This window comes from Bradyrhizobium ontarionense (assembly GCF_021088345.1).
GTDB lineage: Bacteria > Pseudomonadota > Alphaproteobacteria > Rhizobiales > Xanthobacteraceae > Bradyrhizobium > Bradyrhizobium ontarionense.
The window spans coordinates 1259899-1285296 of sequence record NZ_CP088156.1 but is presented as its reverse complement, the minus strand read 5'-3'; the positions used below and the strand labels follow the sequence as shown (position 1 = coordinate 1285296).

Annotated in this window: 21 protein-coding genes and 2 tRNA genes; 12 read left to right on the top strand and 11 right to left on the bottom strand. The window is 64.1% G+C overall.

Annotation, left to right across the window (positions count from 1 at the left end):
- The first annotated feature begins 9 nt into the window (after positions 1-9).
- Positions 10-753, top strand: coding sequence for an amino acid ABC transporter ATP-binding protein (locus LQG66_RS05735; RefSeq protein WP_231324338.1), 744 nt, complete (start codon positions 10-12; stop codon positions 751-753).
- Positions 754-842: 89 nt separating this feature from the next.
- Here the strand turns inward: LQG66_RS05735 and LQG66_RS05730 are convergent, their stop codons facing one another.
- From LQG66_RS05730 to LQG66_RS05715, 4 genes are all read right to left on the bottom strand, one after another.
- Positions 843-1877: a cysteine synthase A gene (locus tag LQG66_RS05730; protein ID WP_231324336.1), complete on the bottom strand. Its 1035-nt coding sequence runs from the start codon at positions 1875-1877 to the stop codon at positions 843-845.
- 81 nt (positions 1878-1958) lie between these two features.
- Positions 1959-3191 carry an SAM-dependent methyltransferase gene (locus LQG66_RS05725; RefSeq protein ID WP_231324334.1) on the bottom strand — a complete coding sequence of 411 codons (1233 nt, stop codon included), beginning with the start codon at positions 3189-3191 and terminating at the stop codon, positions 1959-1961.
- A 109-nt stretch (positions 3192-3300) separates the two neighbouring features.
- Positions 3301-4146, bottom strand: a complete 846-nt coding sequence (locus LQG66_RS05720) for a DUF1365 domain-containing protein (protein ID WP_231324332.1) — start codon at positions 4144-4146, stop codon at positions 3301-3303.
- Between the two features lie 7 nt (positions 4147-4153).
- The gene (locus tag LQG66_RS05715; RefSeq protein WP_231324330.1) at positions 4154-5464 is read right to left on the bottom strand and encodes an NAD(P)/FAD-dependent oxidoreductase; all 1311 of its coding nucleotides are present in this window, start codon (positions 5462-5464) and stop codon (positions 4154-4156) included.
- A gap of 299 nt (positions 5465-5763) precedes the next feature.
- Here LQG66_RS05715 and LQG66_RS05710 point away from each other — a divergent pair, with 299 nt between their 5' ends.
- The 6 genes from LQG66_RS05710 to LQG66_RS05685 are packed head-to-tail and all read left to right on the top strand — an operon-like array spanning position 5764 to position 15953.
- Positions 5764-7287 carry an efflux transporter outer membrane subunit gene (locus LQG66_RS05710; protein WP_231324328.1) on the top strand — a complete coding sequence of 508 codons (1524 nt, stop codon included), beginning with the start codon at positions 5764-5766 and terminating at the stop codon, positions 7285-7287.
- On the top strand, positions 7277-8677 hold the full coding sequence (locus tag LQG66_RS05705) for an efflux RND transporter periplasmic adaptor subunit (RefSeq protein WP_231324326.1): 1401 nt from the start codon (positions 7277-7279) through the stop codon (positions 8675-8677). Before LQG66_RS05710 ends, LQG66_RS05705 begins: the two co-directional genes overlap by 11 nt.
- A 30-nt stretch (positions 8678-8707) precedes the next feature.
- Complete coding sequence (locus LQG66_RS05700) at positions 8708-11836, top strand: efflux RND transporter permease subunit (RefSeq protein ID WP_231324324.1); 3129 nt, start codon at positions 8708-8710, stop codon at positions 11834-11836.
- Complete coding sequence (locus LQG66_RS05695) at positions 11836-14940, top strand: efflux RND transporter permease subunit (RefSeq protein ID WP_231324322.1); 3105 nt, start codon at positions 11836-11838, stop codon at positions 14938-14940. The genes LQG66_RS05700 and LQG66_RS05695 overlap by 1 nt, the downstream gene beginning before the upstream one ends.
- Before the next feature lie 39 nt (positions 14941-14979).
- On the top strand, positions 14980-15723 hold the full coding sequence (locus LQG66_RS05690; protein ID WP_231324319.1) for a tRNA-uridine aminocarboxypropyltransferase: 744 nt from the start codon (positions 14980-14982) through the stop codon (positions 15721-15723).
- A 50-nt stretch (positions 15724-15773) separates the two neighbouring features.
- Positions 15774-15953 carry a hypothetical protein gene (locus tag LQG66_RS05685; protein WP_231324317.1) on the top strand — a complete coding sequence of 60 codons (180 nt, stop codon included), beginning with the start codon at positions 15774-15776 and terminating at the stop codon, positions 15951-15953.
- Between the two features lie 53 nt (positions 15954-16006).
- On the opposite strand, the gene LQG66_RS05680 is transcribed toward LQG66_RS05685, so the two are convergent.
- Positions 16007-16080: transfer RNA gene (locus LQG66_RS05680), tRNA-Cys, on the bottom strand.
- Between the two features lie 487 nt (positions 16081-16567).
- On the opposite strand from LQG66_RS05680, the gene LQG66_RS05675 reads away from it, so the two are divergent.
- Both LQG66_RS05675 and LQG66_RS05670 read left to right on the top strand, forming a co-directional pair.
- Positions 16568-17146 carry a QcrA and Rieske domain-containing protein gene (locus LQG66_RS05675; protein WP_231324315.1) on the top strand — a complete coding sequence of 193 codons (579 nt, stop codon included), beginning with the start codon at positions 16568-16570 and terminating at the stop codon, positions 17144-17146.
- Positions 17147-17239: 93 nt separating this feature from the next.
- Positions 17240-18997 (top strand): methanol/ethanol family PQQ-dependent dehydrogenase, encoded by a 1758-nt coding sequence (locus LQG66_RS05670; RefSeq protein ID WP_231324313.1) that lies wholly within the window; start codon positions 17240-17242, stop codon positions 18995-18997.
- A 230-nt stretch (positions 18998-19227) separates the two neighbouring features.
- Here the strand turns inward: LQG66_RS05670 and LQG66_RS05665 are convergent, their stop codons facing one another.
- The 6 genes from LQG66_RS05665 to LQG66_RS05640 all read right to left on the bottom strand — a co-directional run bounded on the left by LQG66_RS05665 (position 19228) and on the right by LQG66_RS05640 (position 22354).
- Positions 19228-19407, bottom strand: a complete 180-nt coding sequence (locus LQG66_RS05665) for a hypothetical protein (RefSeq protein ID WP_231324311.1) — start codon at positions 19405-19407, stop codon at positions 19228-19230.
- Positions 19408-19630: 223 nt separating this feature from the next.
- A complete protein-coding gene (locus tag LQG66_RS05660; RefSeq protein ID WP_231324309.1) occupies positions 19631-20047 on the bottom strand; it encodes a response regulator in 417 nt (138 codons plus the stop codon).
- The gene (locus tag LQG66_RS05655) at positions 20026-20490 is read right to left on the bottom strand and encodes a response regulator (protein ID WP_231324307.1); all 465 of its coding nucleotides are present in this window, start codon (positions 20488-20490) and stop codon (positions 20026-20028) included. Before LQG66_RS05655 ends, LQG66_RS05660 begins: the two co-directional genes overlap by 22 nt.
- Positions 20491-20706: 216 nt before the next feature.
- Positions 20707-21552 (bottom strand): EamA family transporter, encoded by an 846-nt coding sequence (locus LQG66_RS05650; RefSeq protein WP_231324305.1) that lies wholly within the window; start codon positions 21550-21552, stop codon positions 20707-20709.
- A 4-nt stretch (positions 21553-21556) separates the two neighbouring features.
- Entirely contained in the window at positions 21557-22060 is a 504-nt protein-coding gene (locus LQG66_RS05645) for an NUDIX domain-containing protein (protein WP_231324302.1), read from the bottom strand.
- Positions 22061-22279: 219 nt separating this feature from the next.
- Positions 22280-22354, bottom strand: a tRNA-Asn gene (locus LQG66_RS05640).
- A 257-nt stretch (positions 22355-22611) separates the two neighbouring features.
- On the opposite strand from LQG66_RS05640, the gene LQG66_RS05635 reads away from it, so the two are divergent.
- The 3 genes from LQG66_RS05635 (at position 22612) to LQG66_RS05625 (ending at position 25281) form a co-directional block, all read left to right on the top strand.
- Positions 22612-22797: a hypothetical protein gene (locus LQG66_RS05635; protein ID WP_231324300.1), complete on the top strand. Its 186-nt coding sequence runs from the start codon at positions 22612-22614 to the stop codon at positions 22795-22797.
- A gap of 147 nt (positions 22798-22944) precedes the next feature.
- Entirely contained in the window at positions 22945-23610 is a 666-nt protein-coding gene (locus LQG66_RS05630) for a protein-L-isoaspartate O-methyltransferase family protein (RefSeq protein WP_231327702.1), read from the top strand.
- 285 nt (positions 23611-23895) lie between these two features.
- A complete protein-coding gene (locus tag LQG66_RS05625) occupies positions 23896-25281 on the top strand; it encodes a TolC family outer membrane protein (RefSeq protein WP_231324298.1) in 1386 nt (461 codons plus the stop codon).
- The last annotated feature ends 117 nt before the right edge of the window (positions 25282-25398 follow it).

The window sequence follows — 25398 nt, the reverse complement described above, 5'->3', positions numbered from 1 at the left end:
ATGAGAACCATGACTGCAAATTCGATCGTCGGGATTTCCGGCCTCAACAAATGGTATGGCGAATTCCACGTGCTGCGGGACATCAACCTGTCCGTCGGCAAGGGCGAGCGCATCGTGATCTGCGGGCCCTCGGGCTCGGGCAAGTCGACCCTGATCCGCTGCATCAACGCGCTGGAGGAGTTCCAGGAGGGCGAGATCAATGTCGATGGCATCGATCTCGGTCCGACCCTCAAACGGGTCGACGAGGTCCGCCGTGAGGTCGGCATGGTGTTCCAGAGCTTCAACCTGTTTCCGCATCTGACCGTGCTGGAGAACTGCACCTTGGCCCCAATCTGGGTGCGCAACATTCCCCAGAAGGACGCTGAGGCGGCCGCGATGAAGTACCTGGAGCGGGTCAAGATCCCGCACCAGGCGCACAAATATCCGGGGCAGATGTCGGGCGGTCAGCAGCAGCGCGTCGCGATCGCGCGCGCGCTGACGATGAGCCCCAAGGTCATGCTGTTCGACGAGCCGACCTCGGCGCTCGATCCGGAGATGGTGAAGGAGGTGCTCGACACCATGGTCGATCTCGCCCAGGAGGGCATGACGATGCTCGTCGTGACCCACGAGATGGGCTTCGCGCGCGAGGTCGCCAACCGCGTGGTGTTCATGGATGCCGGGCAGATCATCGAATCGAACACGCCACAGGAGTTCTTCGCCAACCCGCAGCATGCGCGCAGCAAGCTGTTCCTGAGCCAGATCCTGCGGCATTGATGGGTGAGCGAATAGGGAGTTGCGAATAGCGAATAGAGGGGTTTGCTGGCCTACTCGCTACTCGCTACTCGCTACTCGCTACTCGCACCTCAAACGAATGGCGGCTTGATGCCGCTGCGCCGCTCCAGCCAAGCCGGGACGGGCAGGTTTTTCGATCGCATGAACTCGGGGTTGTACAGCTTCGACTGATAGCGATTGCCGGAGTCGCACAGGATCGTCACGATCGTATGGCCGGGGCCGAGCTGCTTTGCCAGCTGCACTGCGCCGGCGACGTTGACGCCGGTCGATCCGCCCAGGCACAGGCCCTCGTGCTGCAGCAGATCGTAGATCGTATTGACGGCGTCCTCGTCCGAGACCAGGAACGCGTCGTCGACCTTCGCGGTCTCGATAACCGGCGTCACGCGGCCGATCCCGATGCCTTCCGTGATGGAATCGCCGGGCGTGGATTTGACGACGCCGTTCTTGAACCATTCGTACATCGCAAAGCCGTGCGGATCGGCACAGGCGGTGACGATGTCCTTGTTCTTTTCCTTCAGATAGCGACTGGTGCCGGCGAGCGTGCCGCCGGTGCCGACCGCGCAGATGAAGCCGTCGACCTTGCCGCCGGTCTGGTCCCAGATCTCCGGGCCGGTCGATTCGTAGTGCGCCTTGGCGTTGTCGAGATTGTTCCACTGATCAGCGAACAGCACGCCGTTGGGCTCGGTCTTGCGCAGCTCGTCCGCGAGCCTACGGCCGACATGCGCATAGTTGTTGGGATTGCTGAACGGCAGCGCCGGCACCTCGACCAGCTCGGCGCCGCAGAGCCGCAGCGTGTCCTTCTTCTCCTGGCTCTGGGTCTCCGGGATCACGATCAGCGTGCGATAGCCGCGCGCAGCTGCGACCACGGCGAGCCCGATGCCGGTATTGCCGGCGGTGGCTTCCACCACGAGGCCGCCCGGCTTGAGGTCGCCGCGCTTCTCGGCCTCGAGGATCATCCACTTGCCGGCGCGATCCTTGACCGACTGGCCGGGGTTCATGAACTCGGCCTTGCCGAGAATGGTGCAGCCCGTCGCTTCCGAGGCGTGCTTGAGCTTGATCAGGGGCGTGTTGCCGATCGCCGCGACGACGTCATTATGAATGGTCATGTTGCAGATACCGTAGGAGTTTCCTCAGCCAGACTTAAGAGGACCCTAGCCTGATATCCAGGGGAGCGTAAGCCGCCCGCGTCACGACCCTGACTTGGCGAAAACGACCTGCCTGACGTCGATGTTCCCCGAGAGGAAACCTGCTTCGCAGTAGGACAGATAGTATTCCCACAGCCGTCGGAAGCGTTCGTCGAATCCTGAGGGCGTGAGGTTCGGCCAGGCTGCGCGGAAATTGTCCCTCCAGATCGCGAGCGTCTTGGCATAATCCTCCCCGAAGATGCGCTCGCGGATGACGGGCATTCCAAACCGTTCGCCGAACGATTTGAGAATTTGCGGAGTCGGCAGCATGCCGCCGGGGAAGACATAGCGCTGAATGAAGTCGACTTCGCGCCGATAATGCTGGAACAGGTTGTCCTGGATGGTAATCGCCTGGACGCCAACGAGGCCGCCGGGCTTGAGGCGATCTCGCAATTGCGAGAAATATTTTGGCCAGAACTCTTCGCCGACCGCCTCGATCATCTCGATGGAGGCGATGCGGTCGTAGCGGTCGCGCTCATCGCGATAATCCTGCAGCCGGATCTCGACCTTCTCGGCGAGCCCGGCCTCGTGAATGCGGCGCTGCGCGAAGTCGCGTTGCTGCTCGCTGATCGTCAGCCCGACGACCTTGGCGCCGAACGTCTTGGCGACGTATTCGGCGAAGCCGCCCCAGCCGCAACCGATCTCGAGCAGCGTCTGCCCCGGCTTGAGATCGATCGCCTCGGCGAGCCGCTTGTACTTGTTGGTCTGCGCGGCGGTCAGGTCCGTGGTGTGCTCCTCGAACAGCGCCGAAGAGTAGGTCATGCTCGAATCGAGCCAGGCCGAGTAGAACGCGTTGCCGATGTCGTAATGGGCATAGATGTTGCGCCGCGCCTGTCGCCTAGTATTGCGGTTGAACCAGTGCCGCACCAGCTGGGCAAACCGGATGAGCGGCTTGTCCTCCAGCATCGATTGCAGGAGGTGCTGGTTGACGCAGAACAGATAGAGAAACTGCGTCAGGTCGGGCGTGTCCCAGTCGCCGTTCAGATAGGCCTCGGCGATGCCGATGTCGCCGCCGTTGATCAGGCGTGATGCGAAGCCGTAATTGGCCAGGATCATCGCGGCCGCCGGTCCCGGCTCGGCGCCGCCGAGCCGGATGACGCGACCGTCCGGCAGGGTGACGTCGAGCGTGCCTTTCCTCAATCGGGAGCCGAAACCCAGGGCCAGCCGGGGCAGGCGGGGCAGATCGGCAAGCACCTTGTCGATGTTGTCAGGAGTGACAGGAATTACGTCCGGCATGGCAGGTCCATTCACGCAAACGGCTCGGCGTCCAAGTCCCCGTTCGGTGGCCGCTCGGGCACCCGTTTGGGGTCGGATGACTGGAACAGAGCGCACCGACCCTTTCCGGTCAGTGCCGTGATATATAAGCGTGGCTGTCGTTTCCCGCCAAGCCGGTATCGGTTCCAGGGCTGGCGGTGATTGCGCCGCGGGGGACGAGGCGGGCGCCCTTGGCCCAGAGCCGCAGCGCCTCCCAATGGATGGCCGCAAAGATCTTGAGGGTGACAAGCGGAAGCGAGACGAAAGCCGCGAGCAGGGAACGCGAGGTCAGGGCGCGTCGGCGGCCGAAGAAGGTCGCGGCGAGCAGCGGGCCATCGGCGCCGGTTTCGAGAATCCGCAACCTCACATTGTCCCCTGGAGGCGTGACCCGGAAATGGTAGCGCATCGCCATGTCGATGAACGGGGACACGTAGAAGGTCTTGTCCTGCGCCTGGCGCAATCCGGCTTCCGTCAGTTCACCCGGCCCGACCGGCAGCACGTAGGGCTTGATCTCGCCGAAGGTGTTGCTGACCTCGTAGATCATGAGCGTCAGGGTGCCGTCGCCGCGATAGCAGAAATACACCGACAGCGGATTGAACACGTAGCCCAGCAGTCGCGGATAGCACAGCAGCAGGACGCGTCCATCCGCGAGATCGATGCCGTGTTCTGCCGCACGGGCCTGGACATAGGCGAGCAGCGAGGAGCCGTCGCGCCGGCCATGGTCGGTCTCGTGGAAGGTGTAGAGCGCGCGGCGGTTGACCCCGAACAGCGGTGATTGCCGGTCCGCCTCGCCAAGCCGGCCGAGATCGATCAGCAGGCTCATCACGCGATACTGGAAACGGTGGGCGGCGGGTCGCATGCGGGCATGCATGACCTCGCCGACATAGAGCGAGGCGGCTGCCGTCCGATTCTCTTGTCCCGGTTTGTCCGTGTCCATGTCGCGCCTATTCCGCGGCTTCGGCGAGCGCTGGCGGCGCCCGCCACGGCACGCCGGCACCGAGCGCCTCGGCAACCGCCAGCCCCGAGCGGAGGCCGTCCTCGTGGAAACCATAGCCGGTCCAGGCCCCGCAGAACCAGGTGTGGCGGCGTCCCTGAATGTCCGACAGACGCTTCTGCGCTGCGAAGGCTGCGGCCGTGTATTGCGGGTGCTCGCAGACATATTTGCCGAAGGTGAGCTCCGGGTCCGGCGCGAACGGCGGGTTGAGACTGACGAACAGCGGCTTGTCGTCGTCGATACCCTGCAGGTTGTTCATCCAATAGGTCACCGCGACATCGTTCATGGGAGCGCCCTCGCGCTGCCAGCGCAGGAAATTCCAGGAGGCCCAGGCGCGGTGCCGCTTCGGCATCAGCCTGCTGTCGCGATGCAGATAGATCGTGTTGGGGGAATATTTGATCGCGCCGAGCACCTCGCGCTCCTGCTCGTCCGCATCGTCCAGCATCGACAGGGCCTGATCGCTGTGCGCGGCGATCACGACGTGGTCGTAGTTGTCGCTGCGGCCGCTACTGTCCTGGACGATCACACCATGCGCCGTGCGCTCGATGTTCGTCACGGCGCTGCCGAGCCGCATCTGGTTGCGATAGGCCGATGTCAGCTTCTCGACGTAGCGGCGACTGCCGCCCTTCACCGTGCGCCAGACCGGGCGGTCGTACTGCAGCAGACGATGGTTGCTGAAGAAGGCGACGAAGTTCTCGGCCGGGAAGTCGAGCATCTCTGCGGCCGGGGCCGACCAGATCGCGGCGCCCATCGGGGCGAGATAGTCGGTGAGGAGCCGGGGCGCGAAATGGTTGCGGCGGAAATAGTCCCTCAGCGTGAGTCCCTCGAGGCGGCCGGCCTTGAAGTCGGCGAAGCTCTGTTGATTGAAGGTGAGGATGTCGCGCAGCATCCAGAGGTAGGACGTCGACAGCAGGTTGCTCGGCTGCGCGAACAGTCCCTTGGCCGTGTCGAGCCAGGTGTGGCCGCCGCCTTTCCACTCGAAGCGGCCGGCATCGGCCGTGACCGCGAAGCTCATGCTGCTTTCGACCGTCTCCACCCCAAGATGATCGAACAGGGCCGTGAGCTCCGGATAATTGAGCTCATTGTAGACGATGAAGCCGATGTCGACCGCGATGGGCGTCCCTTCGTAGTCGATCGTCACTGTGTGGCTATGACCACCCGGGCGAAGTTCGCGCTCGTACACGGTGATGGGATAACGCTTCGACAAGGACCAGGCTGCGGCATTGCCCGCAATACCCGTTCCGATCACCGCAACTCGCATGAATGCCCCCCTGTAGACGATGGTCAAGTTACGGGGCGCCCGCGAAAGGGTTTCAGACCGCGTTCCCTGCGTCACACCGCCGCTCAAAACGCCGATTGACAGATGAAATCTTGGTAAGATTGCCGCATGGGCCGTGAGCTCCTGCGCGTGCAGAAACCCGCTGAATTACGGAGGATTCGTCGATTTTGCCGCATATATCGAGGCCCTCGCGAGGCGGGGATAGGGCTGGCGCAGGACTGTCCGGCGCCGTGACCTGCGGCTAGTATGATTCCCAAGAATTACAGGGAAGCATCACGCCAGTGTCCAACGTGCCGATCGCCGTCGACGAGCCTTGCCGCGCGTCCGCTGACACGCGGAGCCTCGCGGGGAAGCGGGGGAGCCGGGCGTCGGTCGGCCTGCAGCGCTTCGCGCGATGGCTGGCTGCGATCGGATTGGCGGCGAGCTCGGCCGGCTGCCTCCTGACCCAGGACATTCCCGATCCCGCCCTCGACATCCCCAGACGCTACAAGGCGGCCTCCGGCGCTGATACGGCCGTGCCGCCGAGCCTGGACTGGTGGCGGGGCTTCGGCTCGCGCGAGCTGACCCAGCTCATGGAAGAAGCGCAGAGCGTCAATCTCGATATCGCCGCAGCCGTGGCGCGGTTCAGGCAGGCCGACGCCCTGGCGCGGCAGGCCGGTGCGGCGCTGCTGCCCAGTTTGTCGGCCACCGGCCAGGAAACCTATTCGCGCACGTCCGGCTCGAGCTCGAGCGGGCTCACCAACGGCGGTCGCGAGGTGGTCAATTATCAGGCCTCGCTATCCGCCAGCTATCAGCTCGATTTCTTCGGCCAGAATCGCGATGCGCTGCAGGCCGCCGAGGAGACCGCGGTCGCCAACCGCTTCGACCGCGACGTCACCCAGCTGACGACCCTGGCCACCGTCGCCAATGCCTATTTCCAGGTGCTGGCGGCGCAGGATCGCCTGCGTACCGCCGAGCGCAATATCGCCAGCGCCACCCGCGTGCTCGATGCCATCCGCGAGCGTCAGAAGGCCGGCACCGGCAACGACCTCGACGTTGCCCAGCAGGAGAGCGTGCTCGCCAATCAAAAGGCGGCGGTGCCGCCGCTGCGCCAGACGCTCGACCAGAATCGCAACGCTCTCGCCGTGCTGGTGTCGCGACCGCCCGAGAGCGTTCGCGTCGCCGGCGGCTCGCTGGACGACATCAGGACGCCGCGCGTGACGCCGGGGCTGCCGTCCGAGATCCTGACCCAGCGGCCGGACATCCGCCGGCAGGAGGCGGAGCTCGCATCCGCGACCGCCAATGTCGGCAGCGCGCGGGCGCAGTTCTTCCCAAGCATTCAGCTGACGGGGAATGGCGGCTATCAGAGCTCGGCCCTGGTGTCGCTGTTTCAGCCGCACGCGGCCTTCTTCAGCCTCGCCGGCAGCCTGACCCAGCCCATCTTTGACGGCGGCCGGATCCTGGGTAATTTCGAGAACGCGAGGGCACGTCAGGACGAACTGCTGCAGACCTACCGCAAGACGGTGATCCAGGCCTTCACCGACGTCGACAATGCGCTGTTCTCGATCAAGCAGACGACGCTCAGGCTGCAGCTGCAGCGGCAGGTCGTGACCGCTTCCCGCCGCGCATTCCAGCTGTCCGAGCAGCAGTTGCGAGCCGGAACTGCCGACATCGTGACCGTCCTGAATACGCAATTGACGCTGTTTCAAGCCGAGGACGCGCTATGGCAGGCCCAGCTCGCGCGCCTGCAGGCGATCGTGAGCCTGTACCAGGCGTTGGGGGGCGGCTGGGAACCGCGCATGGAGAAATCGGCCGATGCTCTTTAAACCCGATGAGAAGGGGGCAGGGACGGCGAAGCGCGCGCGATCGGGCTTCGGCCGCCGCTTGGTGTCGATCACGCTCACGCTCGTGATCCTGGGCGGCCTCGGTTACATCGGCTGGACTGCGATGCAGCAGAAGCAGCAGAACAATCGCCTCGCACGTCCAGACCTGCCGGTCCCGGTGCTCGCCGCCACGCCTGTCATCAAGGACGTGCCGGTCTATCTCGACGGTGTCGGCGCGGTCCGCGCGCTCAATACCGTCACCGTTCGATCGCAGGTCGACGGCAAGCTGATGGCCATCAATTTCGTCGAGGGCCAGGACGTCAAGAAGGGCGACGTGCTCGCCGAGATCGATCCGGCGATCTATCAGGCCCAATACGACCAGGCCGTCGCCAAGAAGGCGCAGGACGAGGCCCAGCTCGCCAACCAGAAGCTCGATCTCGCTCGCTACGAGCAGCTCGCGGTCAGCAATGCCGGCTCCAAGCAGCAGGCCGATACGCAACGCGCCGTCGTGGCGCAGCAGCAGGCGCTGATCAAGGCCGACCAGGCTGCCATCGACAATGCGGCAGCGACCTTGAGCTACACCAAGGTCGTAGCCCCGATCTCGGGCCGTGCCGGTCTGCGCCAGGTCGACCAGGGCAACATCATCCACGCCTCCGACGCCACCGGCCTTGTCGTCATCACCCAGCTGCAGCCGATCGCCGTGCAATTCAGCCTGCCACAGCAGCAGATCATGCGGGTCAATGCCGCGGCCGGCAAGGGACCGCTTGCCGTCGACGTGTTCGGCAATGACGGTGTGACCGTGATCGACACCGGCACGCTGAAGGGCATCGACAACCAGGTCGATCAAACGACCGGCACGTTGAAGCTGAAGGCCGAATTCCCCAATGCCAAGTTTCAGCTCTGGCCCGGCCAGTTCGTCAACGTCCGCCTCAAGGTCGAGACTTTGTCGCAGGCGACCACGGTGCCGACGTCCGCCGTGCAGCGCGGGCCCGCGGGCACTTTCAGCTACGTGATCGGCGAAGGCGACATCGCCTCGGCGCATCCCGTCACAGTCGTCCAGCAGAACGAGATGGAGGCGGTGATTGCGAGCGGGTTGAGCCCTTCGGACCGGGTGGTGACGACCGGCTTTGCCAATCTCGCCGACGGCGTCAAAGTGGTCGTTGGCCGAGCCGAGCAGACCCCGCAGGCCGATCTGGCGCCGCGCAAGCGCGGCCGCAATCCGCAAGGCAAGGATCAGGCGAAGGAGAGTGGCGCGGCGCAGGAGGGCGGACCGAAGGACGGCGAGCGTCGCCGGCGTCCGCAAGGTGAGGGCCAGAACGGACAGCAGACCGCTCCGGGCAGCACACCGCAGGGGAGTGGCGAGTCGGGTCGTGGCGCGAAAGCGCAGCCGTGACATGAGCGAGAGATTGACGAGCAGGTCGTGATGAGCGTCTCCGAACCCTTCATCCGCCGTCCCATCGCAACGTCGCTGCTCGGCGTCGCGCTCCTGATGGGCGGCCTGCTCGGCTATCTCGCGCTGCCGGTCTCGGCCCTGCCGCAGGTCGACTTCCCGACCGTGCAGGTGACAACCCAGCTGCCGGGGGCGAGCCCCGACGTCATCGCCTCGCTGATCACCGCACCACTCGAGCGCCAGCTCGGTCAGATCCCGTCGCTCTCGGCCATGAACTCGACGAGCTCGTTCGGCGTCAGCCAGATCTCGCTGCAGTTCGATCTTGGCCGCGACATCGACGGCGCCACGCAGGACGTGCAGGCGGCGATCAATGCCGCCGCCGGCGTCTTGCCGAAGTCGCTGCCCTATCCGCCGACTTACGCCAAGGTCAATCCGGCGGATGCCCCGGTGATGACGCTCGCTCTGACCTCGGACACGATCTCGCTGCGCGCGATGAGCGACTTGGCCGACACGATCATGGCGCAGCGGCTGAGCCAGGTCGCCGGCGTCGGCCGCGTGTCGGTGCTCGGCGGCCTCAAGCCGGCGGTACGCGTGCAGGCCGATCTGGCCCGGCTCGCCGCCTATGGCATCTCGATGGAGGATCTGCGCAACGCGATTGCGGGGGCCAACGTCTCCGGCCCCAAGGGCTCGCTGGACGGTGCGCAGCAGGCCTATCTGATCACGGCCAACGACCAGATCGCCGCCGCCGACGCCTACAGACCGATCATCATCGCCTACCGCAACGGCTCGCCGGTCACGATCGGCGACGTCGCCACGATCGTGGACGGGCTCGAGAACGACCGCACCGGCGGCTGGTACCAGGGCGTCCCCGCCGTCGTCCTCGACATTCAGCGCCAGCCGGGCGCCAACGTCATCGAGGTTGTCAAGCAGATCCGCGCCGAGATCCCCAAGCTGCAACGGACGATTCCGGCCGGCGTGAAACTCGCCATCGTCAGCGACCGCACCATCACGATCCGCGCCTCGGTCCACGACGTGCAGTTCACGCTGGTGCTGAGCGTGGTGCTGGTGACACTGGTGGTGCTGCTGTTCCTGCGCTCGCTGCGCGCCACGATCATCGCCGGCGTGGCGCTGCCCTTGTCGCTGATCACGAGCTTCGGCGTGATGTATTTCGCCGGCTTCAGCCTCGACAATCTGTCGCTGATGGCGCTGACCATCGGCACCGGCTTCGTCGTCGACGACGCCATCGTCATGATCGAGAACATCGTGCGCCACATGGAGAATGGCGACAGCGCGATGAATGCCTCGCTGCGCGGCGCGCGCGAGATCGGCTTCACGGTGATCTCGCTGACGGTGTCACTGATCGCGGTGTTCATTCCGCTCCTGTTCATGTCCGGACTGGTCGGCCGCATGTTCCGCGAATTCGCGTTGACGCTAACGATCGCGGTGGTCACGTCGGCGGTGGTGTCGCTGACGCTGACGCCGATGATGTGCTCGCGGCTGTTGAAGCATGCCAGCGAGGAGTGGGTGCTGCCGGGGCTGAATGCGGTCAGCCGCTTCATCGACCGCACGGTCGCGCTCTATCAACGCAGCCTGCTCTGGGTGCTGGAGCGCCAGACCGAGACGCTCGTCGTGACCTTCGCGACGCTGGCGGCGACGCTGGCGCTCTACGTTGTCGCACCGAAGGGCTTCCTGCCGCTGCAGGACACCGGCTCGATCACGGCGGTGACCGAGGCCGGGCCCGATGTTTCGTTCGCCGAAATGAAGAAGCGCCAGGCGGATGTGGCCGCTGCGATCCAGGCCGATCCTGACGTGGTCGGCGTCGTCTCGGTGATCGGCGCCGGATCGGTCAACCCAACCACCAATGTCGGCCGTCTCGTGATGACGTTGAAGCCGCTCGGCGAGCGGCAAGACGGCGTTGCTGAGGTCATCGACCGGCTGAAGCAGAAGACGTCCGGCGTGCCCGGCATGACCGTGTATTTCCAGCCGGTCCAGGACGTGCAGATCTCGACCCAGGCGAGCCGCTCGCAGTACCAGTACACGCTGACCGGCGCCGATGCCGCCGAGGTGTCGAAATGGGCAAGCCAGCTGGTGGCGGAGATGCGGCGCGATCCGTTGTTCCGCGACGTCTCGTCCGAGGCCCAGGAAGGCGGCCTGCGCGCCGAGCTGACGATCGACCGTCAGCGCGCCGGCCAGCTCGGCGTCAGCCTGCAGGGCGTCACCGATACGCTGAACGACGCCTTCGCGCAGCGCCAGATCTCGACGATCTACGGCCAGGCCAATCAGTACCGCGTGGTGCTGGAAGCGCTGCCGATGTACCAGCGCGATCCCTCGATCCTGTCGAAGCTCTATCTGCCGGGGGCAGGCGGCCAGGTCCCGCTGTCGGCGGTGGCGACCCTGAAGCGCACCACGGCGCCGCTCGCGATCTCGCATCAGGCGCAATTTCCTGCCGTGGCGCTCAGCTTCAACCTGGCGCCGGGCGTCGCGCTGAGCGAGGCGGTCGATGCGCTTCGCGCCACCGAAAATCGCATCGGCATGCCCGGCAGCATCCTCGGCGTCTACTCTGGCGATGCGGCTGAGTTCGCCAAGTCGCTGGCCGGCCAGCCCTGGCTGATTCTGGCCGCCATCGTCACGATCTACATCGTGCTGGGCGTGCTCTACGAGAGCTACATTCATCCGATCACGATCCTGTCGACGCTGCCGTCGGCGGGCGTCGGCGCCATCCTGGCGCTGATGCTGTTCGGCCAGGATCTCTCGGTGATCGGGCTGATCGGCATCATCCTGCTGATGGGCATCGTCAAGAAGAACGCGATCATGATGATCGACTTCGCGCTCGAGGCCGAACGGCACGAGAGCCGCACGCCCTATGACGCGATCGTGCAGGCCTGTCTCTTGCGTTTCCGGCCGATCATGATGACCACGCTCGCCGCGTTGTTCGGCGCGCTGCCGCTGGCGATCGAGAGCGGCACCGGCTCGGAGCTGCGCTTCCCGCTCGGCATCTCCATCATCGGCGGCCTGCTGCTCAGCCAGCTGCTGACGCTGTATACGACGCCGGTGATCTATCTGGCGCTCGACCGCATCAATCGCCGCATGGAGCGCGCACTGCCACCGGCGCCTGACCTGCCATCACCGCCGATCGCCGGTGCGACCGAAGGCATCCAGTGATGTTTTCGATCTCCGAGCCGTTCATTCGCAGACCGGTCGGCACCACGCTGCTCTCGATCGGCCTGTTCCTGGTCGGCATCGTCGCCTACATCTTCCTTCCCGTCGCGCCGGTGCCAAACGTCGATTTCCCGTCGATCTTCGTCTCGGCATCGCGTCCCGGCGCCGATCCCTCCGTCATGGCAGGTACGGTCGCAGCTCCCCTGGAGCGGCGGCTCGGCGAGATCGCCGGCGTCGACCAGATCACCTCGACGAGTTCGCTCGGCACGACCAATATCCAGATCCAGTTCACGATCGGCCGCGACATCGACAAGGCCGCGCGCGACGTCCAGGCCGCCATCAATGCGTCGCTGTCGGACCTTCCGAGCGACCTGCCGGCTTTGCCGCGCTTCCGTAAGGCGAACACGGCTGCGGCTCCGGTGTTCGTGCTGGCCTTGACCTCGAAGACGATGACGTCGAGCGCGATGTACGACGTCGCTGACACCGTGCTCGCGCAGCGCCTGTTCCAGGTGCCCGGCGTCGGCAATGTCACGGTGAGCGGCGCCGATCAGCCGGCGGTGCGCATCGCGCTCAATCCTGTCTCGCTCGCCAATGCGGGGATTTCGACCGACGACATCAGAACGGCCATCATCAACGCCAATCCGATCGGGCCGGTCGGCATCTTCGAAGGTGGACGGCAGAGCGAGACCATCGCCATCAATCGGCAGATGCGGACCGCGGCTGAATTCCGCGACATCCTGATCAAGAGCAATAATGGCAGCTTCGTCCGGCTGTCGGATGTCGCCGATGTCGAGGACTCCGTGCGCAACGTGCGCTCGATCGCCTGGTTCAACAAGCAGCCGGCGGTGCTGATCCAGATCGCCAAGCAGGGCGATGCCAACGTGATCGAGACCGTCGATCGCGTGAAGGCGCTTATCCCCGAGCTCAAACAGTGGATTCCGGTCGGCATCGAGATCTCGACCCTGGTCGACCGGACCGGGACGATCAGGGCCTCGGTCGAGGACATGCAGTGGACCTTGCTCGCGACCGCCGTGCTGGTCATGCTCGTGGTGTTCGTATTCCTGCGCCGCTTGGTGCCGACGGTCGCGGCGGGCGTCTCGGTGCCGCTGGCGCTGGCGGGCACTTGTGCTGCGATGTGGCTCGCGGGGTTCTCGATCGACAATCTGTCACTGATGGCGCTGGCGATTTCCGTCGGCTTCGTCGTCGACGACGCCATCGTCATGATTGAGAACATGTACCGCAATCTCGAGCACGGCCTGCCGCCGATGCGGGCCGCGCTCGACGGCGCGCGCCAGATCGGCTTCACGGTGCTGTCGATCAGCCTGTCTCTGGTCGCGGCCTTCGTGCCGCTGATCTTCATGGACGGCGTGATCGGGCGTCTGCTGCGCGAGTTCTCGCTGACGCTGACCTTTGCGATCGTGGTCTCGACCGTTGTGTCGCTGACGGTGACGCCGATGATCTGCGCGCACTACATCAAGGAGGCGATCTCCGATCGCGCCACCTGGTTCGACCGCATCGTCGAAGGCACGCTGTCGCGCATGGTCCGCTTCTACGCCTGGACCTTGCGGGGCGTGCTGGTCTTTCCGTTCCTGACGCTGATCGTGTTCTTCGCCACCATCGCGCTGACGGTCACGCTCTACATCAAGGTTCCCAAGGGCTATTTTCCGACCGACGATTCCGGCTTCATCATCGGTGCGACCCGCGCCTCCGCCGACATCTCGTTCCAGTCGATGCTGGGGCTGCAGCAGCGGCTCGCCGACATCGTCATGGCTGATCCGGCCGTGGCCGGGATCGGCTCGACGATCGGCGGCGGGGGCGGGCCGGGCGGCGCGACGTCGAACCGCGGCACCATGTTCATCAATCTCAAGCCGCCGGCGGAGCGGGACGGCGTCTCGACCCAGCTCGTGATCGACCGTCTCCGGCGCAGCCTGGCAATGGTGCCGGGCATCCGGCTGTTCATGTTTGCCGCGCAGGATGTCCGCGCCGGCGGCCGCCAGAGCGATTCCGACTATCAGTACACGCTGAGCAGCCCCGATCTGGATCTCCTGCAGAAGTGGGCGCCCATCGTCGCCAAGCGGATGGAGACGGTGGAGGGCATCACCGACATTTCGAGCGACCGCGATCCCGGCGGACTGCAGCTCGCGCTCACGATCGACCGCCAGAAGGCGGCGAGCCTCGGCGTCCGTGTCCAGGACATCGACAATGCCCTCAATAACGCCTTCGCGCAGCGCCAGATCTCGATCGTCTACAGCCAGCGCAACCAGTACATGGTGGTGCTGGAGATCGATCCGAAATTCCAGACCGACCCCTCGAACCTCGAACGCATCTACGTCGCCGGGGCAGGGGACGCGCAGATCCCGCTGTCGACGCTGGTCAAGGCCGAGCGCGGCCTGTCGCCGCTCGCCGTGTTCCACTCGCAGTCGTTCCCTTCGACCACCGTCTCGTTCAACCTGCTGCCCGACGTGCCGCTGCAGGCCGCGACGGCCAACATCCAGCGCGCCGTTGACGAATTGCACATGCCCGAGGGCATCCGCGGCAGCTTCGACGGCAACGCCGGCGACTTCAACAAGAGCAGCGGCCGCCAGCCGCTCCTGATTTTGTTTGCGCTGGTTGCGATGTATATCGTGCTCGGCGTGCTCTATGAGAGCCTGGCGCATCCGCTGACCATCATCTCGACCCTGCCGTCGGCGGGGCTCGGCGCGCTCCTCGCTTTGCAAGTGACAGATACGCCGCTGACCGTGATCGCCTTCGTCGGCATCATCCTGCTGATCGGCATCGTCAAGAAGAACGGCATCATGCTGGTCGACTTCGCGCTCGAGGCCGAGCGCCAGCGCGGCATGTCCTCGGCCGACGCGATCTTCGAAGCCTGCCGGGTGCGCTTCCGTCCGATCCTGATGACGACACTCGCCGCGCTGTTTGCCGGTCTGCCGCTGGTGATCGCGACCGGTCCCGGCACCGAGCTGCGCCGGCCGCTCGGCATCACCATCATTGGCGGCCTCCTGGTGTCGCAGATCCTCACTCTCTACACCACGCCGGTGATCTATCTCCTGATCGACCGGCTGCGTCGCCGCTCGGCGCCGGCGCCGCTGGCAGCTCCGGCCGAATGAGCCGTTGTCGCGCTGTCCGCGGGCGCGTATAGCCGCGCCATGTCCGACCTGCCACACGACCACCCGCCGCCCGCCGCTGAGGCGCCTCCCGACTGCCCGCGCTGCCAGAAGCCGCTGCCTTTGTGCATCTGTGACAGCGTGACGCCGCTCGAGAGCCGGCTGGGGCTCCTGATCCTGCAGCACCCGCAGGAGCAGGACCGCGCGCTCGGCACCGCTCGGCTCGCCGCGCAGCATTTCAAGAATGCAGTGGTCAAGGTCGGGCTGTCCTGGCCGAGCCTTGCCAAGGCGCTGGGACGGCCGGTTGCCGATCCCGCGCGCTGGGCGATTCTCTATCTCGGCTCAGCCAAGGCGGCCGATCTGGATCCCGAGAGCGAGGTAGTCGCGCTGACCCGCAAGGGCGAAGTGGCCGACAACCAGCGCGCCATCCTCAAGTCCATCGAGGGCGTGATCCTGCTCGATGGCACCTGGAGCCAGGCCAAGGCGCTGTGGTGGCGCAATCCCTGGATGCTGAAATGCCAGCGCGTGATCCTCGGGCCGCGCCAGCCCTCGCGCTACGGCCGGCTGCGCCGGGAACCGCGGCGGGACGGGCTGTCGACGATCGAGGCGGCGGGCATGCTGATGGCGGCGCTGGAGCGTCGACCGGAAATTGCCTCCGCCCTCGATGCGAGCTTCGAGCGCATGCTGACGCGGTATCGGGAGGTGGAGCAGGAGCAGCCGGAACTCACGCCGCGGCCGAAACCGCGCCCGAAAGCAGATTGGCGCAGCCGTAAACGCCGGAGTTAGGAACTCTGGGTACGCTTCTTGCATTGCAGCATGGCACAAGGATGCGAGCTATGCAGAACGCTGAGAAGTCGAACGTGGTGCAGTTTCGGGATTATGCGAGCCGGCGAGTCAGCCGCACGGGAGCCGAGCCATCGGCAAACTCTGTTGCGGCGGGGCAGCAGGGCGCCATTCTGGCATGGCCGCGCGGCCAGGCGCTCTATCCCGGCGGGATCGACGACCTGCCGATCTAGGCCAGCCAGAACGCCCGGCGCCGTCGGTGGTCCAACTGCTTGATTTGATTGAGTGGAGGCCACGACCAGAATTGAACTGGTGTAAACGGTTTTGCAGACCGCTGCGTAACCACTCCGCCACGTGGCCCCTGTGTGCGGAGCATTATAGGCAATCCCGCGCTTAGGCAACCTCTCTCGTTGGCGCTGCACACCAGCCGCGGATTGGCCTGAAACCTCCGTGCGCGGGGTCAGTTCCGCCGTGCCCGAAGCTCTCTGCCCAAGCCGCCACCGACGATTCGGACTCCTCGATACGGACCCGAGCTTGTCCTCGTGGAGTTGCGCGGCCAGACCCCCCGCATGGAGAGCACGAGGATCCATGGTTGCCACAGGACGCGGTCGTCTGAACACACAACGGCGCGTTCGTGCTGGACGGATGAGACGGACCATCGAATCGGCTGTTGCACCAGCGATGACGCGCAGCAGCGACGATATTTGAAAACACCGCGGCGAAAACACGCCGTGCGCCTTGATTTCGACGGGTTGCGTTTTTCTAATAATTCTACGTTAAGGTGCGCTGCGGGGGCAGCGAGCTGCACAGCAGCATTCACATACAAGATCACACGCGAAGACGTCTCATGGACGATCATCCGACACGTCGCTCGGTGGTTTTCGGCACGCTTACAGCCTGCGCGTCGGTCGCGGTCGCCGCGGCGGCTGACGACGATGATCCACGCAAGGAAAAGCAGCCGCAGAAGGGCGATCTGCTCGTGTTCTCGGAAGGGGAACGCGAAGGACAGACGATCACGCCCGCCGATCTGAAGATCGGCGAGCCGCCCGTTCATGCATGGCCGAAGGATCCGGCGAACGCCATCGTGCGTGACGGGTCACGACTGAACGAGGTGCTGATCGTCAGGCTCGATCCGAACGAGTTCGACGAGGACACGCGTCCGCGCGCAGTAGAGGGCATCGTCGCCTACTCGGCGATCTGCTCGCATGCGGGATGCCCGGTGACGGCCTGGATCAAGGCCACGGAGGGCAACGACGATGTCTTCAAATGCATGTGCCACAACTCTGAATACGACCCGAGGCGTGGGGCCCAGGTCGTGTTCGGTCCCGCGCCGCGGCGGCTCGCTGCGCTTCCCCTCGTGATCAAGGACGGCGAGCTGGCGATTGCTGCACCTTTCATCGGAAAGGTGGGTGGCCAGCAGGGCTGATGAGATCTCGTGTGCCTATCGGAACTCGCGTCGTCACGACAACTGTCACGACAAGTATTGAAGCGAAAAAACGTAAGCAGGGGAGGTTTGTCCATGACCATCAAGTCCACAACCGTCACGTCGAAGACCGTCAAGCAATGGCTGTTGTCGAGCTCCGTCGCGCTCACCTGTCTCGCCGCCCCCGCCGCCATCGCCGGGCCGATCGAGAGCTACAGTTCCGTCACCAGCGCGCGGCTGGAGAATCCGGAGCCCGGCAACTGGATGCTCTATCGCCGGACCTATGATGGCCAGGGCTACAGCCCGCTCGATCAGATCAACACGACCAACGTCAAGAACCTGGTGCCGGCATGGACCTTCGCCACCGGCGTAGTCGAGGGGCATGAGGCTCCGCCGCTGGTCAACAACGGCGTCATGTTCATCACGACGCCGATGGGGCAGGTGATCGCGCTCAATGCCAAGACCGGTGATCAGTACTGGCGCTACAAGCGGGAGCTGCCAGAGGATCTGTTCCAACTGCATCCGACCAATCGCGGCGTCGGCCTGTGGCAGGACAAGCTCTATCTCGCCACCACAGACGATCATCTGGTGGCGCTCGACGCCAAGACCGGCAAGGTGCTGTGGGACAAGAAGGTCCAGGACTACAAGAAGGGACAGTATCTCACGCTGATGCCGCTCATCGTCGACGGCAAGGTGATGGTCGGCGGTTCGGGCGGAGAGTTCGGCGTGCGCGGCTATGTCGCGGCGTACGACGCCGAGGACGGCAAGGAGCTCTGGCGCACCTTCACGATCCCTGCCGAGGGCGAGCCGGGGCATGACACCTGGAGCGGCGATGACTGGAAGTCCGGTGGCGGATCGGCCTGGATGACCGGCACCTACGACAAGGACACCAAGACGGTCTACTGGGGTGTCGGCAATGCGGCGCCCTGGCCCGGCGGGATGCATCCCGGCGACAATCTCTACACCAGCTCGGTGATTGCGCTCGATCCGGCGACGGGCAAGATCAAGACGCATTTCCAGTATCACCAGAACGATTCCTGGGACTGGGACGAGGTCGATGCGCCGATGCTGGTCGATCTGCAGCGCGACGGCCGCAGCTTCAAGAGCCTGATCCATCCCGGCCGCGACGCGATCTTCTGGGTGCTGGAACGCACGCCGGAGCGCATCAACTACGTCAGCGGCTGGAATTTCGTCCACACCGACGTCTGGAAGGGCATTGAGCCGGAGACCGGACGGCCGATCGTCGATCCCGCGCACAAGCCGACGCTCGGCAAGCGGGTCGATTTCTGTCCGTCGCTCTGGGGCGGCAAGGACTGGCCCTCCGCCGCCTACAGCCAGAAGACACGCTTCGTCTACGTGCCGGCGAACGAGAATTTCTGTGGGGGCTTCACCGGTGAGAAGCTGCCGCTCGTTCCAGGACAATTGTGGCTCGGCACGAAGGCCGAGGACATCGGGCTGACGGTGCGGCCCGGCGCGGATCATTTCGGCGAACTGCAGGCCTGGGATCCTGCATCAGGCAAGAAGGTCTGGTCGCACAATTTCCCGAAGTCGCAGCTGTTCGGCTCGGTGACGGCCACGGCCGGCGATCTCGTTCTGGTCGGCGGTACCAACGACCGGATGTTCCGGGCGTTCCACGCCAAGACGGGAGAGCTACTGTGGGAGCAGAAGACGAATTCGGGAATCATGGGTATGCCGGTCGCCTATGAGGTCGACGGCGTCCAGTACATTGCAGTGCAGTCAGGCTGGGGCGTCGACGCGCAACGTATCCAGGATGCCCTTGCGAAGGGCAACACCGGTGTTGAGGACAACGTCCCGCAAGGCGGCGTCGTCTGGGTGTTCGCAGTCAAGCAATAGGCGGCATCCTTCGGTGTGGCGGCGGTCTTGTACCGTCGCCGCACGGAGCGAACACCAGCATCAGGCGGAGGTTTCGTCCGTTTTGTAGGCGAGCGCGGTGACGACACGAGCCTGCCTGAGCCCAGCCAGGCGGTTCAGGGCGTTTCCGTCAGGGCGTCTCCGTATCGGCGCGAGCGGCGGATCGGGTCTTGGCAAACCAACTTTGGCCGCACGCGAATCGCGCAAACGAATCAGCAGGCAGCAAACCATCCGTCAGGGAATGGCAGCAGCGGCCAAGCGCCAAGGTTGTCGTTGGCGGCCTTGGGGAAATTCAGAATCGAGAACATGCGGGCCATGGAATCAGTCTCGGGCTCGGGCGCAATAGCCGTTCTTACAACGTCCAGCAACAATTCGTATTCGGCTTCGCTCATCGTGCCCTCGCGCAAACTGCGAGCCACGATCGCAAAACTCCACTTTGTCCAAATTGAGCGGATCGCTCAAATTGTAGCGATCCGGGACGAAAGACCTAATTGGTTACCGCTGTCTTTCGCTTCTGCGAAAATAGCCAGGTCTGCGAGGTCGGCTTGTGAACGACGTCACATTCCCGATGACTTATATCGCCTCGATGTCTCTGTCATCGATCTCACCACCGGATCACTGCCGGAGCATCGTCGCAACGGCGAGGGAATCCGCGTCGTGAGGGAGAATGTCCCGCATCAACTGCGCGAGGTCGCGCGGTTTGAACGGCTTCGCCAACCGATGAAGGCCGCTCACCTTGGCGGACAGTCCCAGGAAATCGGGTGTCCCGCGCCCGGACTCCAGCACCAGGCCCGACATCAGAACGATCGGCATGTTCGGCCGGGCTGCGCGTGCCGCCCGGATGACGTCATTGCCGTCCATGTCAGCGAGGTTGAGATCGATCAGCGCGGCAGCAAAATCACCGCGGGTTACCGCATCCATCGCCAACCGGCCGTCCGTTACCGCCGTGACCGCGTAGCCTTCGCGGACCAGAAGATGCTGGATCACGCAGCAGACGCCGACTTCGTCATCTACGACAAGGATGTTCGCCATGAGGCCCTCCGCACGGATGCTGGCGTGGAGCGGGGTTGCCGGGCCTCGGCAAGGAGGCGTTGCCTGACCTCGATCGCACGATCTACCGCTTCGAGCAGGTCGAGGATGTCGAAAGGCTTCTGCAGTGCCGCCGTGGCGCCGAGCTTGATCGCCATCCCGAGGAAATCGGGGGCTCCCTGCTTCTTGTCGGTGAATGCGTAACCGGAGATCGCAACGAACGGTACCGTGACATCAATCTTGATCAGTTCACGGATAGTCGCGATCCCATCCATGCCCGGCATGAACATATCGATGACAACGGCATCGAATGAAACGCTGCCAATCAGCCGGATACCGGTAGGTCCGTCCGGCGCAAGAAAAACGCAGAACCGCTTCTTCTTCAGCAATGTTTCCAGCGCAGCGCGCGTGGCATGATCATCATCAATAATCAGGACAGTAGGCACGGGCCACCTCAGTATCAGCGGAACTGAAGGACGCTCACGCTACAAACACAGTGCTTCAAGACTCAGAATGGCAAACTAATTGACACTGAATTAGTTATCTTAAATTTGCAACCAGCAGTTTTATCGGAATCTTTCGCCGTTTGTTGCGCGAGTGGACGTCAATGCACAATGCGATGAACATGGAACTATGATCGCCCGCCGTGAAGTGCGGCCGCTTCAGGCAGCCCGCAGCATCGCGATCAGCACGAGACCGGCAGCCACCAGCGCGGCGCAACCCAGGCGCCATGTGGTTGCGCGTTCGCCGAGAAAGAAGATTCCGATCACAGTCGCAAAGAGAACGCTGCATTCGCGGAAGGCCACGACATTCGCGATCGGATTCCGACTCAGAGCCCAAAGGAAGACGGTGAATGAGGCCAGGCCCAGAACGCCGGCGATGAGCACCGGAATGAAGGCTTCGCGCATATCTGACAGGATGGCTGCACCGCGGTGTGTCGCCGCGACGATGAAGAAGAAGAGGCTGTCGAGCACGACCATCCAGGCGGTGAACGAAGCCCATCCTTCCGCCTGTCGGGTGCCTGCGGCGTCGATGACTGCATAGGCGGCAACCATTGCCGCGGCAAAGATCGCAGCCCAGAAGGCGCGGCGGTCGATCGGACCATGCCTGCGGTCGCGGGCCAAGCCGAGAATGCCGAGGACGACGACGGCGATGCCGATGAACTGTGCCGGCTGAGGCAACTGCTGCAGTCCCACATAGGCAAACAGCGTTGCGAACAGCGGCACCGTGCCCCGGGCGATCGGATAGGAACGCCCAAGTTCGGACGAGCGGTAGGCGATTGCGAGGCTTGCCTTGTATCCTGCGTGCAAGACCAGCGACACGAGGATGATGGGCCAGGTGGATGGTGCCGGGACTGGAACCATGAGCAAAAAGGGCAGCGTGAGCACGCTGCTCACCAGACCCATGCCTGCCAGGATCGACAGACCGCTGCCGGTCTTGACGATCGCGTGCCAGCTTGCATGGAGCAGACCGGCGATCAGCATGAGACTCGCGGCGACGGGGTCCAACGGATCAGCTCTCGGGCCGCCAACCCGCCGCAGCGAAGTAGGGCGCGGGGTCATGATTGAAAGCCTGCCGCGAGATGATTCGGCTCGACGGCGATAACTCGAGCCGTTCCCACTCAAACCGGTCGACGAAGCGCAGGCTCGCGATCTCATCTCCGTCGGGGACGAGCGCGCCGCCAACGAGGGCGGCTTCGAACGCGATCACCGTATAGTAGGTCAGATCGCCATTGGGATAACGGACGAGGAACTCAGGCCCGCCAAAAACGCCGAGCAGGCGCTGTGGCCGAACCAGCAGACCAGTCTCCTCGAAGCATTCGCGCGTGGCTGCGTCGGCCGGGTGCTCGTTTGGATCGATGGCGCCGCCGGGCAGCGTCCACAAGCCCGTTTCGGCGTCGCGCCCGAGCAGGATGCATCCCTGGTCGTCGAACAACGAGATCGAGACCGCCGTGGTGGCCAGCAGATCGTGGCCGATCTTGCTGCGGACGGCTCTGAGATGATCGGAAATGGGCATCGCGGTTCGTCGCTCGCAAGAGGTGGGCCTCGCTTGCCCGAGCACTCATGCGCCGTCAAGGCGGGCAGCCGCGTGCGTCCCATCCGGCCGGGACGCCCGTGAACGGCGGGATTCGCGACGTCGATATGGCCACATCCGCAGCCAACCGGTCTGCGCCAAACGTTCAGAGGCGAAATTGATGGGTGTTGGAGAAGAAGAACCATTCGGCATGGGCCAGAATGGCTCCCCGGGCTGGATTCGAACCAGCGACCATTCGATTAACAGTCGAATGCTCTACCGCTGAGCTACCGAGGAACAGGCGAAGCAATGTTCGCGAGCGGGCAGCGTATAACAAAGCCTTTTCGCCTTGCATAGAACCAAATCGCGTCCTCGCGACGATTGCCCACATATGGGTAAAATCGAAGGAGATCATGCACTTATTCTGTCTTTGAACGCTTGATGGGCAATCGTCGCCCACAATTGGATGACAGGAATTTCACTAGAATGAGGGCAATTGGCCGGGGATAGTCGGCAGGAACTCGCCAGCGCCGGACGTCATGGAGTGTTTTCAGATGTCAAACACCATCATCCAGTTCACGCAAAGCGTCTCAGCCCCATCCTTGATTCCCGATCAGGTCGACCGTCTCTCCGATGACGAATGTCTCAACCGTCTGGTCAACGCTGTGACCCGGGGTGATTCCGAGCACCTGGACGAACTCGCGCAGCTGATCGGCCGTCTGGTTGTGGTGATCGAGTAATCCGTTTCGGCGCATCGACGTCTCCGGGGAGCGCATCGGTGCATTGCGGCGCATCCGTTTGAACCGCGTGTTGCGTTTTCGGAAGCCTTGTACCAAAAGATGACGCAGATCGTTCGCGGTCCATCCGCTTTGCATGCAGGTCTGCTCATGTCTTCCTTCGCGACGGCGCGCCAGAAAATGGTCGATGGTCAGGTACGCACCAACGACGTCACCGATCAGCGTGTGCTGGATGCGATGCTGACCGTGCCCCGGGAAGCCTATGTCCCGTCGGATCGACGGGCGCTGGCCTACCTTGACCTGGACCTCGATGTTGCGGAGGCAGGTTCTGCGAAGCGCTTTCTGATCAAGCCGATGCTGATTGGCAAGTTGCTGCAGGCCGCCGAGATCAAGTCGACCGATAGCGTGCTGATCGTCGGGTGCGCGACAGGTTATCTCGCCGCGCTTGCGGCAAAGCTTGCCGGTAGCGTGACGGCGACCGAGGTTGATTCTGGCTTGGAAGGGCGGGCCAAGCAGTCGCTGGCCGGCGTTGAAGGCTGCCCGGTTACGATTCGCGTCGCGCCGGCCGTGCAGGGCGATCCGGCCGACGGGCGCTTCGACGTGATTCTCCTGAACGGGGCTACCGAGATCGCCGTGGACGGCCTTTGTCGCCAGCTCAAGGAGGGCGGCCGGCTGGTCGGCGTTTTCGCGAAGACCAGGCCCGCCCGCGCCATGATCTTTACGCGATCGCATGATGATATCGGCAGCAGGGTCCTGTTCGATGCTGCGGCACCGGTTCTTCCCGGTCTCGAGCAGGTTCCTGAGTTCGTTTTTTAGATCGCCTGCACGACGTTCTTCGTGGACTCACGGGACTGCGCGGTGATTCCGTAGCGCAGTAAGGTCTCGTCGAGTCGTCTTCGCGGCTGCAGGTCGGCAAAATTCTGTTTCAAATCAGAAGTGTGGCCCGGATGCTGCACGTTGACAGTTTTCCGCACGAGTTCCAGGCTAGGGTAGTTCCGTTGCGCTTTCATGGGGAATAAGGTGCGAGGCGCGCGGGAGTCTCTTCAACAGGTTACGGCCCGGCTCTGGCGTTCGAGCCGGTAACAAATGAATGGAACAGGGATGTTTGGGGTGAAGCTCGTCACCGCAGCGGCGGCTGCGGTCCTCGTGATGGCTTGTGCAGGCCCGATGCCTGCGCTGGCCGACACGATCGAGGCTGCGCTGGTTCGCGCCTATCAGAACAATCCGCAGCTGAACGCGCAGCGGGCTCTCGTTCGCTCGACTGACGAAGGCGTGCCGCAGGCTCTTTCGGGATATCGGCCGAAGGTCAACCTCACTGCGACGGCGGGCTATCAGTATCAGGATGCGCAAGCCGCGCCAGCTACTCCGGGAGCCCACGGTGTGCAGAGGCCGCGAAGCGTCGGACTGAACGTGACGCAGACGCTCTACAACGGTCAGCAGACCGCGAACGGCGTTCGGAAGGCAGAGGCGCAAGTCTCGGGACAGCGCGAAGCGTTGCGCGTGCTCGAGCAGACCGTGCTGTTTCAGGCTGCCCAGATCTACATGGACTACCTGCGCGACTCTGCGATCGTCGAGGTTCAGCGCAGCAACACCCGCGTGCTCGAACAGACGCTCAAGCAGACCCGCGATCGCTTCAATGTCGGCGAGGTGACTCGAACCGACGTGGCCCAGTCGGAGGCGCAGCTGGCAGCCGGCCGTACCCAGCAGTTGACGGCCGAATCCAACTTGACGACCACCCGTTCGAATTTCCGTCGCATCATCGGCAACGATCCGGAGAACTTGGCTCCGGGTGCGCCGGTCGATCGTTTCCTGCCCTCGACATTGCAGCAGGCGATCAGCACCGCCCTGACCGAAAATCCGAACGTCACATCCGCGATGTACGGGATCGATGTCCAACATCTGCAGGTCAAGATTCAGGAAGGCGCTCTGCTGCCAACCGTCACAGTTCAGGCCTCGGCCCAGCAGTCCTACGAACAGAGCCTCACAGCCTATCGCTCGTTCGGTGCGTCTGCCGTAGCGCAGCTCACCGTCCCCATCTATCAGGGGGGAGCTGAGTACGCGCTGATCCGGGCGTCGAAAGAAAGCCTGGCTCAGCAGCGCCTCAACCTCGAAACCACGCGTGACCAGGCTCGCTCCGATCTGGTGTCCGCTTGGGGCAATCTGCTCGCCGGCAAGGCCCAGGTGGCGTCGGCCCAGGCGCAGGTCTCGGCCTCGGAGATCGCGCTCAACGGCGTGCGGGAAGAGGCCAAGGCGGGACAGCGTACGACCCTTGACGTGCTCAACGCCCAGCAGGCGCTGGTCAATGCGCGGGTGTCGCTGGTGACCGCGCAGCATGACCGCGTGGTCGCGTCCTACAACGTGCTGCAGCGCGTCGGCCGGCTGTCACCGCAGGTGCTGAACCTGTCGACGACCACCTACGATCCGACCGTGCACTACCAGCAGGTCCGCGACAGCTGGGTCGGCGTGCGCACGCCAGACGGTCGCTAGTCGAATCTTAACTAACCTCGGTCTCAATCCCTCGGCCATTGGCCGAGGGATTTTGCGTTGTGGCGCATGTTCCGGTTGTGGGGGATGGGTGACGCTTCTCCGTTGAAATCCGTGCTC

Excerpts from the sequence above, each read along its gene's own strand:
- LQG66_RS05735 (WP_231324338.1), top strand. The coding sequence starts at position 10 with ATGACTGCAAATTCGATCGTCGGGATTTCCGGCCTCAACAAATGGTAT.
- LQG66_RS05730 (WP_231324336.1), bottom strand. The coding sequence starts at position 1,877 with ATGACCATTCATAATGACGTCGTCGCGGCGATCGGCAACACGCCCCTG.
- LQG66_RS05725 (WP_231324334.1), bottom strand. The coding sequence starts at position 3,191 with ATGCCGGACGTAATTCCTGTCACTCCTGACAACATCGACAAGGTGCTT.
- LQG66_RS05720 (WP_231324332.1), bottom strand. The coding sequence starts at position 4,146 with ATGGACACGGACAAACCGGGACAAGAGAATCGGACGGCAGCCGCCTCG.
- LQG66_RS05715 (WP_231324330.1), bottom strand. The coding sequence starts at position 5,464 with ATGCGAGTTGCGGTGATCGGAACGGGTATTGCGGGCAATGCCGCAGCC.
- LQG66_RS05705 (WP_231324326.1), top strand. The coding sequence starts at position 7,277 with ATGCTCTTTAAACCCGATGAGAAGGGGGCAGGGACGGCGAAGCGCGCG.
- LQG66_RS05700 (WP_231324324.1), top strand. The coding sequence starts at position 8,708 with ATGAGCGTCTCCGAACCCTTCATCCGCCGTCCCATCGCAACGTCGCTG.
- LQG66_RS05695 (WP_231324322.1), top strand. The coding sequence starts at position 11,836 with ATGTTTTCGATCTCCGAGCCGTTCATTCGCAGACCGGTCGGCACCACG.
- LQG66_RS05690 (WP_231324319.1), top strand. The coding sequence starts at position 14,980 with ATGTCCGACCTGCCACACGACCACCCGCCGCCCGCCGCTGAGGCGCCT.
- LQG66_RS05685 (WP_231324317.1), top strand. The coding sequence starts at position 15,774 with ATGCAGAACGCTGAGAAGTCGAACGTGGTGCAGTTTCGGGATTATGCG.
- LQG66_RS05675 (WP_231324315.1), top strand. The coding sequence starts at position 16,568 with ATGGACGATCATCCGACACGTCGCTCGGTGGTTTTCGGCACGCTTACA.
- LQG66_RS05670 (WP_231324313.1), top strand. The coding sequence starts at position 17,240 with ATGACCATCAAGTCCACAACCGTCACGTCGAAGACCGTCAAGCAATGG.
- LQG66_RS05665 (WP_231324311.1), bottom strand. The coding sequence starts at position 19,407 with ATGAGCGAAGCCGAATACGAATTGTTGCTGGACGTTGTAAGAACGGCT.
- LQG66_RS05660 (WP_231324309.1), bottom strand. The coding sequence starts at position 20,047 with ATGGCGAACATCCTTGTCGTAGATGACGAAGTCGGCGTCTGCTGCGTG.
- LQG66_RS05645 (WP_231324302.1), bottom strand. The coding sequence starts at position 22,060 with ATGCCCATTTCCGATCATCTCAGAGCCGTCCGCAGCAAGATCGGCCAC.
- LQG66_RS05635 (WP_231324300.1), top strand. The coding sequence starts at position 22,612 with ATGTCAAACACCATCATCCAGTTCACGCAAAGCGTCTCAGCCCCATCC.
- LQG66_RS05630 (WP_231327702.1), top strand. The coding sequence starts at position 22,945 with ATGTCTTCCTTCGCGACGGCGCGCCAGAAAATGGTCGATGGTCAGGTA.
- LQG66_RS05625 (WP_231324298.1), top strand. The coding sequence starts at position 23,896 with ATGTTTGGGGTGAAGCTCGTCACCGCAGCGGCGGCTGCGGTCCTCGTG.